The 19,465-nt window shown below is 69.6% G+C and carries 6 protein-coding genes; 1 reads left to right on the forward strand and 5 read right to left on the reverse strand.

The window, feature by feature from the left end; genetic code table 11:
- Nucleotides 1-4: 4 nt before the first annotated feature.
- A complete protein-coding gene (locus tag NMI01S_RS12930) occupies nucleotides 5-1,291 on the reverse strand; it encodes a prenyltransferase/squalene oxidase repeat-containing protein (RefSeq protein ID WP_157126152.1) in 1,287 nt (428 codons plus the stop codon).
- A gap of 1,476 nt (nucleotides 1,292-2,767) precedes the next feature.
- Nucleotides 2,768-3,094 carry a hypothetical protein gene (locus NMI01S_RS35865; protein WP_084512898.1) on the reverse strand — a complete coding sequence of 109 codons (327 nt, stop codon included), beginning with the start codon at nucleotides 3,092-3,094 and terminating at the stop codon, nucleotides 2,768-2,770.
- Nucleotides 3,095-3,299: 205 nt separating this feature from the next.
- Here NMI01S_RS35865 and NMI01S_RS12940 point away from each other — a divergent pair, with 205 nt between their 5' ends.
- Nucleotides 3,300-3,635 carry an RNA polymerase-binding protein RbpA gene (locus NMI01S_RS12940; protein WP_062996890.1) on the forward strand — a complete coding sequence of 112 codons (336 nt, stop codon included), beginning with the start codon at nucleotides 3,300-3,302 and terminating at the stop codon, nucleotides 3,633-3,635.
- 93 nt (nucleotides 3,636-3,728) lie between these two features.
- Here the strand turns inward: NMI01S_RS12940 and NMI01S_RS12945 are convergent, their stop codons facing one another.
- From NMI01S_RS12945 to NMI01S_RS12955, 3 genes are all read right to left on the reverse strand, one after another.
- The gene (locus tag NMI01S_RS12945; protein WP_062997055.1) at nucleotides 3,729-4,529 is read right to left on the reverse strand and encodes an ABC transporter permease; all 801 of its coding nucleotides are present in this window, start codon (nucleotides 4,527-4,529) and stop codon (nucleotides 3,729-3,731) included.
- 98 nt (nucleotides 4,530-4,627) lie between these two features.
- A complete protein-coding gene (locus NMI01S_RS12950; RefSeq protein ID WP_062996892.1) occupies nucleotides 4,628-5,617 on the reverse strand; it encodes an ATP-binding cassette domain-containing protein in 990 nt (329 codons plus the stop codon).
- Nucleotides 5,614-19,260, reverse strand: coding sequence for a non-ribosomal peptide synthetase (locus tag NMI01S_RS12955; protein ID WP_084512899.1), 13,647 nt, complete (start codon nucleotides 19,258-19,260; stop codon nucleotides 5,614-5,616). The genes NMI01S_RS12950 and NMI01S_RS12955 overlap by 4 nt, the downstream gene beginning before the upstream one ends.
- Nucleotides 19,261-19,465: the final 205 nt, after the last annotated feature.

Consider the following 19,465-nt stretch of genomic DNA (forward strand, 5'->3'; position numbering starts at 1 on the left):
CGGCTCAGGCGAGCAGATACGTGACCACCGGCATGACCAGCGCGGTGAACGCGGCGAATACCGCGCTCGCCACCCGCCGCTTGGGTAGTCGCGGAAAGCGTGTCGCCAGACCGCAATACGTGCCCACCGCGACCAGGACCGTTCCCCACACCACCAGCGCGCGGCTGCCGACCGTGCCGAAGACGGTGTCGAAACTCACCGCCAACGCGAACACCGTCGCACCGGCGGAGGCCGCCAGCACCAGCAACGCCTGTCCGGCAGTCGAATTCATCAGCATGCGATGGCCGCCCAGTGTGGCGATCGCCTGTGGATCGGTGCGATGGGCGCCGTCGACCCGGCAGATCTCGTCGTACACCTTCGCCGGATTCACCCGCTCGTTGATCGCCGGCCGCACCTGCAGCAGTGCCTCCAGCGCCTGCGTAGTGGCGTACGAGGTGACCGGCCCCTCGTCCGAGATGCGGAAGCCGCCCCGGTAGATGGCCAGTGCGTCCATCTCCTGCATATCCAGCAGCGCGACGATCGCGGCCCGCACAGCCGGATCGAAGATGGTGCGGCTGTCGGCCGCGATCACGGCCCCGACGGCCAGGTGCAGGGTGAGGTGGCGCCAGGTGTCGACGAGATCGTCACGGCGGAAGATCTCGGTCTCGATATCCCACTCGCCCCGGCGCAGTCCGGTCAGCAGTCGTTTGACTGCCAGCTCGCATGCGCGTTCCGCGCGTTTGTCCCCGATCCGGACGATCTCCGGCCGGGCGAGCACGCCGGCGATGTGGGCCGCCGCGTACATCGGCAACGTCCGCGGCTCCTGATACGTCGACGACACCAGATAGGCGATGCCACGCGAGATGGCTTGGTGGCGTTCGCCGTCGAAGGCCCCGCCACCGATCAGCGCCTCGACCGCGGCAGCCGTCGCGGTGATCGACACCGGGCCGAGGAAACCCGACATGCGCCAGCCGCCGGTTTCGGAATCCTGCTGGTCCAGCAGATTTCGCACGGCGCCGGCCAGATCGGGGTCGGCCTCGGCGATTCCGAGACAACGCAGGGCACGGATCCGCCACGCGACGTCGATCGGGGTGCGGAAGTACCATTCGTCGCCGATCGGCCGTTGCACGACCGTTGCCCGCACCAACATGGCAACTTTTGCGGCACGCGGGATTTCACACCCGGCCCGATGCAGGATGCAGACCACCTCGGCGGTGTTCTGCGGATTGGGCGGGACGTCGGGAATCCAGCCCCACCCCGCACCCCCGTCGAGATGCGGCAACTGGCTGCCGCGCAGCCATTCCACAGCCATCCGGATACGCTCGTCGATGTTCGACATGGCCCTCCGCCCCCTTGATACGAAGCCCCGGAGATTTTCGATGGGGCTGATAACCGCCAAGTTACTCGGATGGTCCGACAAGCCGCGCCGCCGGACAACGCCCGAATTGCCTGGTAGCGAGCATATTTCGGTTACATCTCGAGGCGTGACACCGCCGGCGCCGCCGACCGTGCCACGAAATGCCGAGGCCGCGAACAGGATTCACGACGGCCGGGCCCGGGTTTCGGCAGCCGTGGATACGCCTGTTATCTCCCGGCAGCCATCCCGTGGCCATACCGCTTCCGGTCCGACTCGCAATTGCAATCCGCGACGCGCCGGTACCGCCGGCGACAGACCGTCGGCAGGCAAATCCCGTGACAGAGCTCGCCTTCCGCCACCGGCCGACCAGTACCGGAGTATGAGAGCCGAACAGTACGCCCGAGGGACGCCCGACGGGCATCGCCGCCCCTAACTTCACGTCATGACCACGATCACCTCCCCCGCCCGCCGATGGCATCGGCCGCTGTTGTGCACCTCGGCGGCGATGGCGGCACTCGCGCTGTGCTGCCTGTGCGCCATGCCGTTCGACGATCGCCGCATTCTCGGCGAGTCCGTGTGGCTCAAACCCGGCAAGTTCGGAATCGCCTTCTGCCTGTACACGCTGACCCTGGCGTGGCTGCTGTCGGTGCCGCATCGCGGTGCGCGCGTGACCTGGTGGGCGGGAACCGTTTTCGCCGTCACCGGCGTCGTGGACGTGGGTTTCATCGTGGTGCAGGCGGCTCGCGGCACCTTCAGCCACTTCGATACCGAAACCGATGCGGTCAATTCGATCGGCCAGATGGTGTTCGCCTCCGGCGTGCCGGGATTGTTCCTCGCGAATCTCGTCGTCGCGGTGATCCTGTGCCGGCAGCGCGTCCTCGACCGCCCGACGAGCCGGGCGGTGCACGCCGGGCTCGCCATCGCGGTCGCCGGGATGGCGCTCGGATATCTGATGGGCTTCACCGGCGAGCAGACCGTGCGTGACGCGCAGGGCCGGCCGGTGCGGCTGGCGGCCGGACATACGGTGACCGACACCGCCCTGCCGGTGCGCGACGGCGTCGGCGATATGCCGATCACGCATTGGAGCACGATCGGCGGCGATCTGCGGATTCCGCATTTCGCGGGACTGCACGGCATCCAGTTCCTGCTCGCGGCGGTCGCGATCACGGCCTGGCTCGCACGCCGGCGGCCCTGGCTGGACGAGCGGGTGCGCGCCCGGTTGATCGGTGTGCTGAGCCTCGGTTACGCCGGGCTGGTGGCGGTGCTGTTGTGGCAGGCGCTGCGGGCGGTGCCGTTGACCCACCCCGATCGCGCCGGCGTGCTCGCGTTCCTCGCGCTCGGCGTGATGACCCTCGGCGCGTCCGCGGCCGTCGTGCGACACGGTCAGCACAGCCGCCTGCGGCCCGATCAGCACAGCCGCCTGCGGCCCGATCAGCGCAGCCGTTCGGCGTCCTTGGCGAGTGCGACCAGATTGGCGGTCAATGCGGCCAGCTCCGAGGGATCGGCGCCCTCGGCGACGGCGGTCGCGACATCCTCGGCCGCGCACCGGGCGGCGAACCAGCGGTCGGCGAGATCGGCGGCCTCCTGAGCGCTCAGCACCACCGAATCCTCCGGTATGCCGGTCCCTTCCAAGCCCTTGCGATGCTCGTAGGCGCGCTGGCGGCAGGATTGCCGGCAGTACCGGCGGCGACGGCCGATCTCGGCATCGGCGATTTCCCGGCCGCACCACAGGCACGACGACAGCACACGGCGCGACATGACCCGACACCTTAGCGGTCCGCCCGGCACTCCCGCCCGGGCAACGCCGGAATCGGCGAATCGCCGCTAGCGGCCGGGCCGGGAGCGGCGAGGCCCGGCCGAGGCCGTAAAATACACCGGTTGACCGTCGCGGGAACTGATCAAGCCGCCGGCGCGTTGATAGTCCAGTAGAACGTTGCCGACAGGCCAGAGAGGACCGCACACCATGGCAGATCGCGTACTCCGAGGTAGCCGGCTCGGAGCGGTGAGCTACGAGACGGACCGCGACCACGACCTGGCACCACGTCGAGTGGCGCGGTACCGGACCGACAACGGTGAGGAGTTCGACGTCCCGTTCGCCGACGACGCCGAAATCCCGCCGACCTGGCTGTGCCGTAACGGTCAGGAGGGCATCCTGATCGAGGGCACCACCCAGGAACCCAAGAAGGTCAAGCCCCCGCGCACCCACTGGGACATGCTGCTGGAACGCCGCTCCAAGGAGGAGCTCGAGGAACTGCTGCAGGAGCGCCTCGACCTGCTCAAGACCCGGCGCGGCCGGTAATCGAACCGACGCGAACGTCCCCTCGCACTCAGGTGCGAGGGGACGTTCGCGTCTCCGGAGCGGGCATCGCTGTCTTCGCGGCCGCCGCGCGGATCAGTGGCTGGCGACCTTACGGTATTGCAGCAACGCCAGCGGCACCGCGACCATCAGGATCGCCACCGAACACGCCACCGCGTATTCCACGCAGTGGTCGACGGGCCAGCCGTGCGGGGCGGCGAACGTGGGCGGTGAGCTGTTGGCGAACAGCTTCCGCCCGGACGCCGACACCGCGGTGATCGGATTCCACTCCGCGATCGACCGCAGCGGGCCCGGCAGCGTCTCGGCCGAGATGAAGGCCGAGGAGATGAACGTGACCGGGAACAGCCAGATCAGTCCGGCGCTCTGGGCGACCTCCACGTTCGGAGCGATCAACCCGGTCAGCGCACCCACCCACGACATCGCGAACGCGAACAGCAGAATGATCGCGAATCCGAGCGCCGCATCCGCCGGGGAGCCGTTGATCCGCCACCCCACCAGATAACCGCAGGCCACCATCACCGCCAGCGCCACCACGTTGACCATGGTGTCGGACAGGGTACGGCCCATCAGCACCGCCATGCGCGACATCGGGAGCGTGCGCATCCGGTCGATGATGCCCTTCTGCAGGTCGTTGGCCAGGCCCACGGTGGTGAACGCGGCGTTGAAGGCGACCGTCTGGGTGAAGATGCCGGCCAGCAGGAATTCGCGATACTGGCCGCCGCCCAGCGACGCGCCGAAGATGTAGGCGAACAGGAAGACGAACATCAGCGGCTGGACCGTCGCGGTGACCAGCAGCGTCGGCACCCGCAGGATGGTGAGCAGATTGCGGTAGGCGATGATCGCGCTGTCGCGGAAGACGCGGACCGGCGCGGAGATCGCGTGGACATCGCTGTCGATGTCGGGCCGCGTCACCGCGTCTGCCTGCGTGGACTCTGCCGCCGTCTCCGATTCGGCGACCGCCGTTTCGACGGTACTCACGACATGATCTCCTCTGCTACGTCTTCGGTTTCGGATTCCTCGATCGGCTCCGCGGGCGTGCCGGTCAGCGACAGGAAGACATCGTCGAGACTCGGCCGGGTCACCTCCGCGTCCACCACGCACACCCCCGCGTCGTCGAGCCGGCGCAACGCCTCGACCATGGTCCGGGTGCCGTCGGCCACCACGATCGAGACGTGATCGGCACCCGGCTCGTGGATCGGCTCACCGAGACCGACCTCGCTCAGCACGGACTTCGCCGGCCCCGGGTCCTGCCCCTCGGCGAGGGTGACGGTGAGCCGGTCGCCACCGATCGAGGTCTTCAGTTCGTCGGCGGAGCCGCGCGCGATCACCTTGCCCTTGTCGATCACCGTGATCCGGTCGGCCAGCTGATCGGCCTCCTCCAGATACTGGGTGGTCAGCAGCACGGTGGTGCCGTCGTCGACCAGATCGCTGATCACCTTCCACATATCGAGCCGCCCGCGCGGGTCCAGACCGGTGGTCGGCTCGTCGAGCACCACCACCGTCGGCCGGGCCACCAGCGCACCCGCGAGGTCCAGGCGGCGGGCCATACCGCCGGAGTAGGTGCCCGCGCGCCGGCCGGCCGCATGTTCCAGTCCCAGCGCGGAGAGCAGTTCGGTCGCGCGCTCGGCGGACTTCTTGTGGTCCATCCCGTACAGCCGGGCCACCATCCGCAGGTTCTCGAATCCGGACAGATTCTCATCGACCGCGGCGTACTGCCCCGACAGCCCGATCCGGGTACGCACCCGCGCCGGATGATGCACCACGTCGACCCCGGCGACCCGGACATTGCCGGAGGTCGGTTTCAACAGGGTGGTGACGATCCGGACCGTCGTGGTCTTACCGGCGCCATTGGGGCCCAGCAGCCCCATCACAGTCCCCGACGGGATCTCCAGATCGATGCCGTCGAGTACCCGGGCCTTACCGTAGGTCTTGACCAGATCGGTGACTTCCACTGCCAAACTCACAGCGTCTCCTCCGTGTCGCCGCCGGCGGCGGCCTCGAGTTGTTGCCGCAGCACCGGGCCGATGACGGCCAGCGCTTCCGGCGTCGTCATACCGGAATGCCGGCAGCGCAGTGTGCGGTCCTCGATCACACCCGTCACGAACGGTTCCCACGCCGCGGCGCAGCGCTGCGGGTCGGCGAGGTTGATTTCGTCGTCGGCGGCGGTGAAGAACAGCAGATCACCGTCGAAGACCCGCGGCCGGAATCCGTTCGCCTGCACCGTGCCGTTGGCGTATCCGGTGTAGAGCCGCTGCAGATGATCCATGGTCAGCGCCGCGAACGGCCCGGGCTGGTTGCGCAGTAGCTCGGCCGCCTCGTCCAGGGTCAGGCCCGGATCCACGCCGTGGTCGCCGCCGAGCAGATCGCTGCCGAATTCGCCGATGATGTCGGCCACGCCCGGCATCGCCTGATCGAGCCAGCGATCGCCGAGCTGGTAGCTGTCCATCATCGCCAGCAGCGCCACCTGCTGCCCCGCCTCCTGCAGCTGGACCGCGATCTCGTGCGCGATCAGACCACCCAGCGACCAGCCCAGCAGATGGTACGGCCCCGCCGGTTGCACCGAACGCATATGCGCGACATAGTCTTTCGCCGCCGCCCGGATGGACTCGTGCTCCTGCTCACCGGTGATGTGAGGGGCCTGCAGCCCGTAGACCGGTCGGTCAGCAGGCAGATGTGCCAGCAGGCCCGCGTAGCACCACGACAGCCCGATCGCCGGATGCACGCAGAACAGCGGCTCCAGCGTGGACTCGCTCACGGGCCGGATCGGCAGCAGCGGCCGCATCGCGACCGCCAGCACATCCTCGCCGGAGGCCGCCAGCTGCCGGGCGATGCCGGCCGGGGTGGATTCGGCGAACATCAGCTGCACCGGCATCTCGATCCCCGCCGACCGCAACTGCGCCACCACCTTCGTCGCCAGCAGCGAATTGCCGCCCAGATCGAAGAACCCGTCGTCGGCGCCGATCTTCTCGGCCCCCAGCACCTCGGCGAAGGCGGCGCAGACCGCCGTTTCCATCGGACCCGCCGGCGCGCGGTAGCCGTGCTCGGTGGCGAAAACCGGTTCGGGCAGCGCCTTGCGGTCCAGCTTGCCGACCGGACTGAGCGGCACCGACTCGAGCAGCATGATCGATTGCGGCACCATATAACTCGGCACCAGGCCGGCCACATGGGTGCGCAACTGCGCCGCCGTCGGATTCGTGCCGGGACGCGGCTTCACGTACGACACCAGCGCGGTGGCGCCCGCGGCGGTCCGGTGTCCGATCGTGGTGGCCCATTCGACCTGGTCGTGGCGGTGCAGCGCGGCGTCGATCTCTCCGAGTTCGATCCGGAAACCGCGAATCTTGACCTGATGGTCGGTGCGGCCCACGTACTCGACTTCGGCACGGCCGCCGCGCTGCACCCAGCGCACCAGATCGCCGGTGCGGTACATGCGTTCGCCCGGTTTGCCGAACGGGTTGGCCACGAACCGCTGGGCGCTGAGCCCGGTGCGGTTGTGGTAGCCACGCGCCAGCGCCGGACCCGACAGGTACAGCTCGCCGACGACGCCGGCCGGGGTCGGATGCAGCCGCGAATCCAGGACCACCGCGTGCACACCGCGGATCGGTTCGCCGATGGTGATCGGCGCACCCGGTGTGATCGGCGGGGCCATCAGGGTGACGATGGTCGTCTCGGTCGGCCCGTACACGTTGTGCAGGTTGCGGCCGGGCGCCCACCGCGCCACCAGCTCCGGCGGCAGCGCCTCGCCGCCGACGAGCACGTGCCGGAACGAGTCGAGGCCGGTCGGATCCACCGTGCCGAGCGCGGCGGTGGTGATGAACGCGTGGGTGATGTCCTCCTCGGCCAGCAACCGCGCCAGATCCGGACCGCCGTACACCCCGGTCGGAGCGATGACCAGCGTCGCCGCCCCGCCCAGCGCGAACAGCAGATCCAGCATCGCCGCGTCGAAGCTCGGGGTGGCGAAGTGCAGCACCCGGCTGTCGGGTCGCACGTCGAACCGTTCGGCGGTTTCGGCGGCGAAGTTCGACAGGCCGCCGTGGGTGACCACCACACCCTTCGGCGTGCCGGTCGAGCCGGAGGTGTAGATGATGTAGGCCGGGTTCTCGATGCGCAGCCTGCCCCGCCGCTCGTGTGGCCCGATCGGCGCATCGGAGGCGCGCTCCACGTGCTCCTGCAGGGCCGGTGTGTCCAGGACGGCCCATTCGGCGCCCGCGGGCATCCGATCGCGGTGAGCGGCGAGCGTAATGCCCAGGGTGGCACCGGAATCGGTGAGCATGTGGGCGATGCGGTGTTCGGGGTAGTTCGGGTCGACCGGTACGAACGCCGCACCGGCCTTGGCCACCGCCAGGGTCACCGCCACCGATTCCATCGACCGCGGAATACCCAGGGCCACCAGCATTTCCGGTCCGACACCGAGTGAGATCAGCACCCGGGCCAGCCGGTTGGTCCACCGGTCGAGCGCACCGTAGCTGATTTCGGCGTCTTCGGTGCGCAGGGCGATCGCCCGCGGATCGACGGCCACCGCGGCGGCGAAGACGTCGGGCAACGTCGCCGGCCGCCCGGCGAGCGCACCCCGCACCGGCGCCAGCGTCGACCATTCGGTGGGGTCGAGCAGTTCCAGATCACCCACCGGCAGTTCCGGATTCGTGGCCGCGGCCCGCAGCAAACGGGCGAAACGCTCGCCGAGGCGGGCAGCAGTCGTGTCGTCGAACAGGTCGCGGGCGAAATTCACCGAGACCGTGATCCCGGCCGGATCCCGCCCTTCGGTCCACGATTCGGTGAGGGTGAACTGCAGATCGAATTTCGCGATCCCCGGATCGGCGTCGCACGCCTCGATCGTCAGCTCCGGCAGTTCCAGGCTGCGCACCGGCTGATTCCGCACCGAGAGCATGACCTGGAACATCGGGTGATGGGCCTGCGAGCGCGCCGGATTGAGCACCTCGACCAGCCGCTCGAACGGCACGTCCGCATGCGCGAAGGCCTCGAGGTCGGTGTCGCGCACGGCGCGCAGCAGATCGGCGAAGGTCTGCGCGCCGCTCACCGGCGTGCGCAGAACCAGGGTGCCGACGAACATGCCGACCATCGGATCGAGGGCCTGCTGTCCGCGTCCGGCGATCGGCGTGCCGACGGTGATGTCGTGTTCGGTGCTGATCCGGTGCAGCAGCGAGGCCAGCGCGGCGTGCAGGACCATGAACATGGTGACGCCGTGGCGGGCGGCGACGACCTGCAGTTCGCGATGGGTGTCGGCGTCGAGGACGCAGTCCACCGTGCCGCCGCGATAACTCGGCGTCGACGGCCGGCGCCGGTCGGTGGGCAGCGGCAACAGTTCGGGAAGGCCGTCCAGCGCCGCGCGCCAATAGTCGAGCTGGCGGCTGATCGGTGATTCCGGATCGTCCTCCGCGCCCAGCGTGTCCCGCAGCCACAGCGTGTAATCGGCGTACTGGACGGGCAGCTCGTCCCATTCCGGCGCCGACCCGGCCGCATACGACCGGTAGGCGCCCGCGATATCGGCGGCCAGCGGTTCCAGCGACCAGCCGTCCATGGCGATGTGGTGGACGACCAGGACCAGGACGTGATCGTCGGCGGCGATCCGCAGCAGCTGCGCGCGCAGCGGTGCGGTCGACGCGAGGTCGAAGCCGGCGGCGGCGAAAGTCCGTACGGTGCCGGTGATTTCGCCCTCGTCGACGTCGACGACCGGAAGCGCCACCGCGGCCTCGCCGGGTGCGAGCACCCGCTGGTACGGCTCGCCTTCGACTTCCGGGAAGACCGTGCGCAGCGTTTCGTGCCGTCGCTGCACCGCGTGCAGCGCCGCGCGCAGCGCCGCCACGTCCAGCGTGCCGCGCATCCGCAGGGCGACCGGCACGTTGTAGACGCCGGACAGGTCCTCGGCCGAGGAGGCGTTGAAACGGTTGAGGAACCACAGCCGCCGCTGCGCCGCGGAGAGCGGCACCCGGGCCGGGCGCTCGCGCCGGGTCAGGGCGGGGCCGTGGTCGCCGGCGTCCGCGCCGCCGTCGAGCAGGGCGGCGAGTTCGGCCACGGTCGGGGCGCCGAAGACCGAACGCACCTGCACCCGCACACCGGTGGCGTCGCTCAGCCGGGCCACCAATTGTGTTGCCAGCAGCGAGTTTCCGCCGATCTCGAAGAAATTGTCGTCGGCGCCGACGGATTCGGCGCCGATCAGCTCGGCCATCACCTGCGCGACCAGGCGTTCGGTGTCGGTGCCCGGTTCCCGCGCCGCGGTGGTGATCTGCTGCGGTTGCGGCAGCGCGTCGCGGTCGAGCTTGCCGACCGGGGTCAGCGGAATCCGGTCCAGCACGGTGACGCTGCTGGGCACCATATGCGCCGGCAGGTGCGCGGCCACATGGGTCCGCAGCGCCTCGACGTCGATGTCGGCGCCGGGCTCGGCGGGCTGGACATAGGACACGATCCGCGGTGTGCCGGCGATGTCGCGCACCTCGGTGTGGGCGAACCGCAGCGCCGGGTGCGCGGCCAGCACCTCGGTGATCTCACCGAGTTCGATGCGGAAACCGCGCAGCTTCACCTGGTGGTCGCTGCGGCCGAGGTAGACGATCTCGCCGTCGGCGCGCCAGCGCACGACATCGCCGGTGCGGTACATGCGCGCGCCGTCGGGCCCGTACGGGTCGGCGACGAACCGCGCCGCGCTGAGATCGGGTCGGTCGAAGTAGCCGCGCGCGACGGACTGGCCGCCGAGATACAACTCGCCCGGCACGCCGACCGGAACAGGCCGCAGCCGCTCGTCGAGCACCACCGCGTGCACCCCGCGCACCAGCGAGCCGATGGTCACCTGGTCACCGACCGCGATCGGGTCGGAGATCGTGACCACGATGGTCGTCTCGGTGGGGCCGTACCCGTTGAACAGCATCCGGCCCGGCGCCCACCGTTCGATCAGATCGGTGCCGAGCGCCTCGCCGCCGACCATGATCGCGCGCAGGTGCGGCAGCGGCCAGCGCCGATGGTCGATGGTGGCCAGCGCGGCCGGGGTCATGAAGGTGTGGCTGATGCATTCGCGATCCATGAGGGCGGCCAGCTCGTCGCCGCCGTAGATGTCGGGCGGGCAGATCACCATGGTCGCGCCCGCGCCGATCGCCAGCAGCAGATCCAGCACGGCCGCGTCGAAACTCGGGCTCGCGAAATGCAGGGTGCGGGCGTCGCTGTCGACGCGCATCCGGTCGCGGATCTCGTCGGCGAAATTGGACAGTCCGGCGTGCGTGACGGCCACGCCCTTGGGCTTTCCGGTCGAACCGGAGGTGTAGATCAGATAGGCCAGGTCGGTCGTCCACACCGTGCGCAGCCGTTCGGCGTCGGTGATCGTGCGCTCGTCCTGCGCGTCCAGCTCGGCGCGCAGCGCCGCGTCGTCGAGCAACAGCCACTCGGTGCCCGGCGCCGAGCCGTTGCCCTCGGTGGCGCGGCGCAGCCGGTCCTGATGCGCGGTCACGGAAATGCCGAGCGCACATCCGGAGTCGGTGAGCATGTGCCGGACGCGGTCGGCCGGATAGTTCGGGTCGACGGGGACGAACGCCGCACCGGATTTGGTGACGGCCAGGGCGGCGGCCACCGATTCGATCGACCGGGTCAGCCCGACGGCCACCCGGTCGCCGCTGCCGACGCCGCGGGCGATCAGGGCGCGGGCGATCCGATTCGAGCAGCTCTCCAGCTCGGCGTAGCTGAGCTCGTCCTCGCCGCTGCGGATCGCGGTGCGGTGCGGATGCAGGTGCGCGGTGGCGGTGAAGTAGTTCGCCAGACTGCACTGCGGGGTGGCGGCCGGGCCGCGGCGCGGGGTGAAGTGTGTGCGTTCGATGTCGGTGCGCGCATCGATGTCGCGAACCCGGACGTGGGCGTCGGCGCTCACCGAATTCAGCACCAGCAGCAGGCGCTCGGCCAGCGTGCATACCGTGTCCTCGTCGAAAAGCTCTGCGGCGTAGACCATTTCGAGGTCACCGGTATCGGCGGGCACCCGCAGTTCCAGATCGAACTTGGCCACCGCGATGTCGAGTTCCTCGGCACGCAACCGCAGCCCGGGCAGTTCGAGGGCCGGCGGCGTGGTGTCCTGCACGGTGAGCGCGACCTGCAGCAGCGGACGCAGTCCGCCGTTGCCGCGGCCGAGTTCCTCGACGACGCGCTCGAACGGCAGTTCCGCATGCGACATGGCGGAGAGTTCGCCGTCACGGTCGGCGCGCAACTGATCGGCGAAGGCCTGGTCGGGATCGACGTCCGAGCGCAGCATCAGGGTGTTGACGAACATGCCGACCAGATCGTCGAGGCGGGTATCGGCCCGCCCGGCCACCGGCGTGCCGATGACGACGTCGCGCCCGCCGGTGACGATGCGCAGCACCACCGCCAGCGCCGATCGCAGCACCATGAACATGCTCACACCCTGCGCGCGGGCCAGATCGTCGAGCCGCTCCCGCAGGTCTTGCGGCATCCGGATCCGGACGGTGCCCGCGCGGTTGGTCGGCTCGGCCGGACGCGGCCGGTCGTAGGGCAGCGGCAGCTCCTCCGGCAGCCCGGCGAGGGTGTCGCGCCAGAACCCCAGCTGCACCGCCGCGGCGCTGGCCGGATCGGACTCGTCGCCGAGGCATTCGCGTTGCCACAGACTGAAATCGGCGTATTGCACCGGCAGCGGCGCCCACGCCGGGGCGGCGCCATCGCGGCGCGCGGTGTAGGCGACCATCAGATCGGTGGTGAGCGGTCCCAGCGACCAGCCGTCCGCGGCGATGTGATGGACCACGATCCCCAGCTGGTAGGTGCGGATTCCGGTGCGCAGCACCGTCATTCGCAGCGGGATCTCCCGGGTGAGGTCGAATCCGCGCTGGGCCAGGCCGCGCAGCGCCAGCTGCGCGCCGCGTTCGTCGGTCACCACGGGTTCGAGCACCGGCAGACAACGATCGGAGTCGAGAACCAGCTGATACGGACCGGCCTGATCCTCGGGGAAGATCGTGCGCAGCACCTCGTGCCGATCGACCAGATCGGCCACCGCGGCGCGCAGCGCGGGCAGATCCGGATCGCCGTCGATGCGCAACGCGAAAGCGATGTTGTAGGCGCTGGATTCGGGTGCGTAGCGGTTCAGGAACCACATGCGCTGCTGCGGCAGCGACAGCGGAATCCGGGCGGGGCGCGGATCGTATCGTGTCAGCGCCACCCGGTTCGTGCGCGGCGCGTGTTCCAGATGGGCGGCGACCCCGGCCACGGTGGGCGATTCGAAGACGGCCCGGACCGGCAGTTCGACACCGAATTCGGCGTGCAGCGCCGCGGTGAGCCGAGTCGCGAGCAGCGAGTTGCCGCCGGCGTCGAAGAAGCTGTCCTCGGCGCCCGGTACGGCGTGGCCGAGCACCGTCGCGAAGACCTGCGCGACCCGCTGTTCCAGCTCCGATTCCGGTGCCCGGGTCGGCCCGGCGGAGGTGAAGACCGGCGCGGGCAGCGCCTTGCGGTCGACCTTGCCGGCCGGGGTCACCGGTACCCGGTCCAGCACTGTGATCGCGGCGGGCACCATATAGGCGGGCAGGTGCCGGCGGGCGGTCTCGCGCACCTCGGCCGGGTCGATGTCGGCGCCGGTGTCGGCGGCCAGGTAGGAGGCCAGCCGGGCGGCGCCGTGCTCACCGGTGTGCACGACGGTCATCGCGAACCGCACACCCGGATGCGCGCGCAGCACATGGTCGATTTCGCGCAGTTCGATGCGGAAACCGCGAATCTTCACCTGATCGTCGGCGCGGCCCAGGAAGCGCAGCACACCGTTCCCGTCGGTCATCACGAGATCGCCGGTGCGGTACATGCGTTCGCCGCGGCGTCCGTGCGGGTTCGCGGGGAACCGGGTCGAGGTCAGACCGTGGCGGCCGAGGTAGCCGCGGGCCAGTCCGGGGCCGGAGATGTACAACTCCCCTGCGACGCCGGGCGGCACCGGATGCAGCCGGTGGTCCAGGATGAACAGCCGCATCCCGCGCACCGGCTTGCCGATCGGGACGGGGCGGCCCGCGACCATCGGATCGCTGGCGGTGGCGGCGACGGTCGCCTCGGACGGCCCGTACATGTTGTGCATGCGATGTCCGGCGGTCCAGGTGCGGACCAGATCCTCGGGGCACGCGTCACCGCCGACGATGACGGCCTCGAGATCGTCGAGGCCGTCCGGCGATACGGTCGCCAGCGCGGCCGGGGTGATGAACGCGTGCGTGATCCGCTCGTCGCGCAGCAGCCGCGCGAGTTCGGCGCCGCCGTAGAGTCCGGCCGGTGCGACCACGATGGTGGCGCCCGCGGCGAAGCCCAGCAGCAATTCGAGCACCGAGGCGTCGAACGAGGGCGAGGAGAAATGCAGCGTGCGCGCCATATCGTTGACTTTGAACAGATGCATCTGCTCGTGCGCCAGCGAGGCGATACCGCCGTGGGTGACCACCACCGCCTTGGGCTTGCCGGTCGAACCGGAGGTGTAGATCAGATATGCCGGATGCGAAATACGCAGCGGCAGTAGGCGATCCCGGTCGGTGACCGGTGCGGACGAGACCCGCGCCAGGGCGTGGGTGAGGACGGGCGAATCCAGCAGCAGCCAGTCGGCGCCCTGTTTGCGGTGCCGGCCGCGGTGCATCGGCCGTTCCGGCATGGCGGCGTGGCTGCTGGCGTCGGTCAGGCCGAGCATCGCGCCGGAATCGCTGAGCATGTGCTCGATACGTTCGGCGGGATAGCCGGGGTCGACCGGCACGTAGGCCGCGCCGGTCTTGGCGACCGCCCAGATCGCGGTGATCGAGGCCAGACTGCGCGGCAGTGCGATCGCGACCACCACCTCGGGTCCGGCGCCGTGTTCGATCAGCACCCGGGCCAGCCGGTTGGAGGCTTCGTCGATCTCGCGATAGGTGGTGTCGCGGCCCCGGTATCGGACCGCGACCAGGTCCGGGACCCGCTCCGCGGTCTCGTGCAGCAGCCGCGCCAGGCTCAGCGGCGGCACGCCCGGCGCACCGGCGATCGGCACCAGATTGCCGATTTCGCGGGCGTCGAGGATCGGCAGATCACCGACCGCGGTCTCCGGCGCGACGACCGCGGCGTCGAGAAGCCGCACGAAACGCCGGGCCACGGACTGCACCGTGGCATGGTCGAAAACATCGGCGGCGTAACCGAATTCGGCGGTCAACGGGCCGTCCTCGGCGTCGGCGGCATCGCTGTCGTGGACGATCAGTTGCAGATCGAATTTCGCGACCCCGACGTCCATCGGCAGCACCCGGGCGCTGAGACCGGGCAGATCGACCCGCAGTTCGGGCGAGTTCTCGTAGGACAGCATCACCTGGAACAGGGGGTGGCGGCCGGCGTCGCGGGACGGGTTGACGACCTCGACCAGCCGCTCGAACGGCACATCGGCATTGGCGAAGGCATCGAGGTCGGTTTCGCGGACGCGGTCGAGCATGCGGTCGAATCCGGTGGCCGGGTCGACCTCGGTGCGCAGCACCAGGGTGTTGACGAACATGCCGACCAGATCGTCGAGCGCCGGATCGGAGCGCCCGGCGATCGGGGTGCCGATGGCGATATCGGTGGTGTTGCACAGACGCGAGAGCAGGCTCGCCAGGGCGGCGTGCATGATCATGAACGTGCTGACGCCGCGTTCGGCGGCCACCTCGGCGATCGCGCGCCGGGTTTCGGCCGGAATCGTGAATTCGACTCGGCCACCGGTGGTGTCGCGCTGCCGCGGGCGTGGTCGATCCAGCGGCAGGTCCAGCTGGTCCGGCAGGTCGGCCAGGGCGGTGCGCCAGTAGGCCAGCTGCCGCGCCAGCGCACTGGTGGGGTCGGTTTCGTCGCCCAGCAGTTCGCGCTGCCACAGCGCGAAGTCGGCGTACTGCACCGGCAGCGGCGCCCACTGCGGGGCCTGTCCGGTGGTGCGCGCGGCGACCGCCCCCATCAGGTCGCGAGCCAGCGGCGCCACCGACCAGCCGTCGCCGCAGATGTGGTGCAGAACGACCAGGAAGACGTGTTCGTCGGGTCCGGTGGCGTACAGCGCCACCCGGATCGGCGCCTGACTGCGCAGATCGAAGCCGTATCCGGCGTATTCGGTGGCCAGCGCCAGCGCGTCGGCACCGGTGACGTCGATCGGCTCGAGGTTCAGCGGGATCTCGGCGGCCGGGTGGATCACCTGGGTCGGGCCGGTCGGCGAATCGGGGAAGGTGGTGCGCAGGCTCTCGTGCCGCTCGAGCACGTCGAGCAGCGCGGCGCGCAGCATCTCGACCTCGAGCGGTCCGCTCAGCTCGACCGCGAGCGGCATGTTGTAGGCGCCGGCGTGTTCGGCGAAACGGTTGAGAATCCACAGCCGCTGCTGCGCGAGCGAGAGCGGAATGCGTTGCGGCCGTGGACCGGCCACCAGTTTCGGGGAGGACCGGTCGACGCCGTGGGCGCCGATCTGCTCGGCGAGCTGGGCTACCGTCGGCGATTCGAACAGGTCCCGGATGGTCAGCCCGGAGCCGAACGCGGCGTTGATCCGGGCCACCGCGCGAGCAGCCGACAGTGAGTTACCACCGAGGTCGAAGAAGTTGTCCTCGACGCCGAGGTTTTCGCAGCCGAGAACCTCGGTGACGAGGGCGGCCAGCTGGCGTTCGGTGGCCGTGCGCGGCTCGACGACGGCGTCGGCGCGGCGCGCGGGCGCCTCCGGGGCGGGCAGCGCCTTGCGGTCGATCTTTCCGTTGGCACTCAACGGCAATTCGTCGAGCACGACGATGACGGTGGGCACCATGTAGCCGGGCAGCACGCCGCGCAGGTCGGCGATCAGCGCGGCGCTGTCGACGGTCTGTCCCGGCGCGGCCACCACATAACCGACCAGCTCGTCTCCGGCCGCGGTGGTGTGGGCGACACAGACCGCGCGGGCGATCCGCTCGTCGTCCAGCAGCGCCGCCTCGACCTCGCCGAGTTCGATTCGCTGGCCGCGGATCTTGACCTGAAAGTCACTGCGCCCCAGATATTCCAGGACCGCGGGGAGCCGGTCGGCGCCGGTCGCGGGCGGGATCGGATCCATCCGCCAGCGCACCAGGTCGCCGGTGCGGTACATGCGGGTGCCGGGTGTGAACGGATTGGCGACGAAGCGGTCGGCGGTCAGGCCGGGGCGACCCAGATAGCCGCGGGCCAGCTGCACGCCCGCCAGATACAGTTCGCCGGTCACACCGGGCGGGACCGGGCGCAACGTCTCGTCGAGGACGTAGACCTGAGTGTTCCAGACCGGCGCGCCGATCGGGACGACGTCGTTCTCCGGCGCGCACGCCCAATAGGTGACGTCGACGGCCGCCTCGGTGGGCCCGTACAGGTTGTGCAGCCGCGCGTCGCCGGCCGATGCCGGGGCTCCGGCCCGCCGCGCGCCGGGAATGGCGGCGTGGAAATCGCGAACGGTCGCCGCGGGCAGCGCCTCACCGCTGCAGAACACCTGGCGCAGTCCGTCGCAGCCGCGCACATCGGTGTCGGTGACGAACACCGACAGCATCGACGGCACGAAATGTGCTGTGGTGATGCCCTTTTCGGCGATGATCCGCGCCAGATACGCCGGGTCGCGGTGGCCGTCGGGCGCGGCGATCACCAGCCGCGCCCCGATCTGCAACGGCCAGAAGAACTCCCACACCGACACGTCGAAGGTCGCCGGCGTCTTCTGCAGCACGGCGTCGCTGTCGTCGAGTGGGTACCGATGCTGCATCCACGCAAGGCGGTTCACGATGGCGGCGTGGGTGATGCCGACGCCCTTGGGTTTACCGGTCGAACCGGAGGTGAAGATCACGTAGGCCAGGTGGTCGCCGCGCAGCGGCGCGCGCCGGTCGGCGTCGGTGATCGGTGGTAGCGCACCGGAATCGGCCGTCTCGCGCTGTTGTACGTCGATCACGGCGACGTCTCCGGGGAGCCCGACTTCGTCCCGGGCCGCGGTCAGGACGCACAGCGGCGCGGCCTGCTCGAGGATGTGCGCGGTGCGTTCGGCCGGATGATCCGGATCGATCGGCAGATAGGCCGCCCCCGCACGCACGATCGCGTACATCCCGATCACCAGGTCCAGGCTGCGTCGCATGGCCAGGCCCACGACCGTATCGGGCCCGGCGCCGCGCGCGATCAGCACGCGGGCCAGCCGGTCCGCGCGCTGCCGTAACTGTTCGTAAGTCAATGTGTCGCCGTCGAATTCGAGCGCGATCGCGTCCGGCGTGGCCCGCGCCTGCGCCCCGAACAGATCGGCGAGCGTACCCGGCTGCTGCGGCGCCGCGGTCGCGTTCCACTGCCGCAGCACCTCGTCGCGTTCGGCGTCGGTGATCACCGGCACCGCCGCGACCGAATCGGCCGGGTCGGCGGTCAGGAAGCGATTCAGATAGCCGAGGAACCGCTCGTGGTGGCGAGCCAGCTCGGCCGCGTCGTAGAGCTGGGGATTGGCCTCGAAATCGACGTGGATGCGCCCGCCCTCGCCGTTGTAGAGATTGATCGACAGATCCTCCACGGGGCCGGTGGACAGCACGTTCAGCGAGCCGACCAGGCTGCCGAAGTTCAGTTCGCTGTGGAACAGCATGATGTTGACCATCGGCCCGAAGAAGCCGCGCGCATCGCGGGAATAGCCGCAATCACGTCTGATGTCGTCGTGGCGGTACCGCTGATGCCGCAACGCGCCGGTGATCTGCAATTCGGTCGCCTTGACCACATCGGCCACCGTGGTGCCGGCGTCGAATCGCACCCGGATGGGCACCACGTTCGACACCACGCCCGCGGAGCGGCGCAGCGCGACCGTGGTCCGCGCGGACATGGGCAGGCTCAGCACCACATCGGAGGTGCCGGTCGCCGCGCGCACGTACCCGGCCAGCGCCGCGACCACCAGTGCGGAATTCTGCGTCTCGAATGTGGCTGCGGCGGTGTCGAGTTCGGCCTCGGTCTCGGCGTCGAGGACGGCCGCAGCGATACGCCGGCCGGGATCCGGCGTGGACGAGGCGATCCCCGACGACGACAGTGTCAGCGGCGCACCCACCCCCGCGAGTTGTTCGCGCCAGTATTCCCGGTCGGCACGGTAGCGGCTCGACTCCCGGTACTGCGACTCCCCGGCGTAGATCTCCGCCAGCGCCGCGGCCCGCGAGACCGAGGGCTCGGTGTGATTCTCCAGCGCGGTGTAGATCTCGGCGGTACGAGTGAGCGCGTTCATGGCGCCGTAGCCGTCGATGACGATGTGGTGGGCGCGGCAGTACCAGATGTAGTCCTGGTCGCCGACGCGCAGAATGACGTTGATGGTCAGCGGTTCGTGTTCGACATCGATCGGGCTGCTGGAGTGCTCGTTCATCCAGCGCATCGCCGCCGCGCGCGGATCGGGCTCGTCGCGTAGATCGATCCGCGCCCAACCGGGCCGATGCGCCGAATCCACGACTTGCTGTGGCACGCCGTCGATCTCCACGACGCGAAGCTGCCCCACCTGGGATTCCGTGCCGAACCGCTCGATGGAGTAGAGCAGCCGGCCGACATCGAGATCACCGTGAATTTCCACGTACTGCGCGATGGTCAGTGGCACATCGGGTCGAATCCGCTGCGCGTACCACAGGGCGGTTTGCGCCGGTGACAGAGCGAAGGGTTGTGCTGAGAATTCGCCGGAAGCACATTGGTCGACACGATCGGTGGCCAATGAACTCATCAATCACTCCGTTCTGCCGCTGTATACGCAACTCCCCGGTCCCCGTCCGCGGGCGGAAAAGCGCGCGCCAGCGGGAGGACGTGATCCACGCCCTATGATTCGGAGCCCCGTTGCGGCCGGACTGGTAACGATGTCGTGATCTTCGGCCACGAACGCCACAGGCAGATGAAGCAATTAGATGGCTATCTGACCGCAAACCTCAGCG

The sequence above is a fragment of the Nocardia mikamii NBRC 108933 genome (genome assembly GCF_001613505.1).
GTDB classification, from domain to species: Bacteria; Actinomycetota; Actinomycetes; order Mycobacteriales; family Mycobacteriaceae; genus Nocardia; species Nocardia mikamii.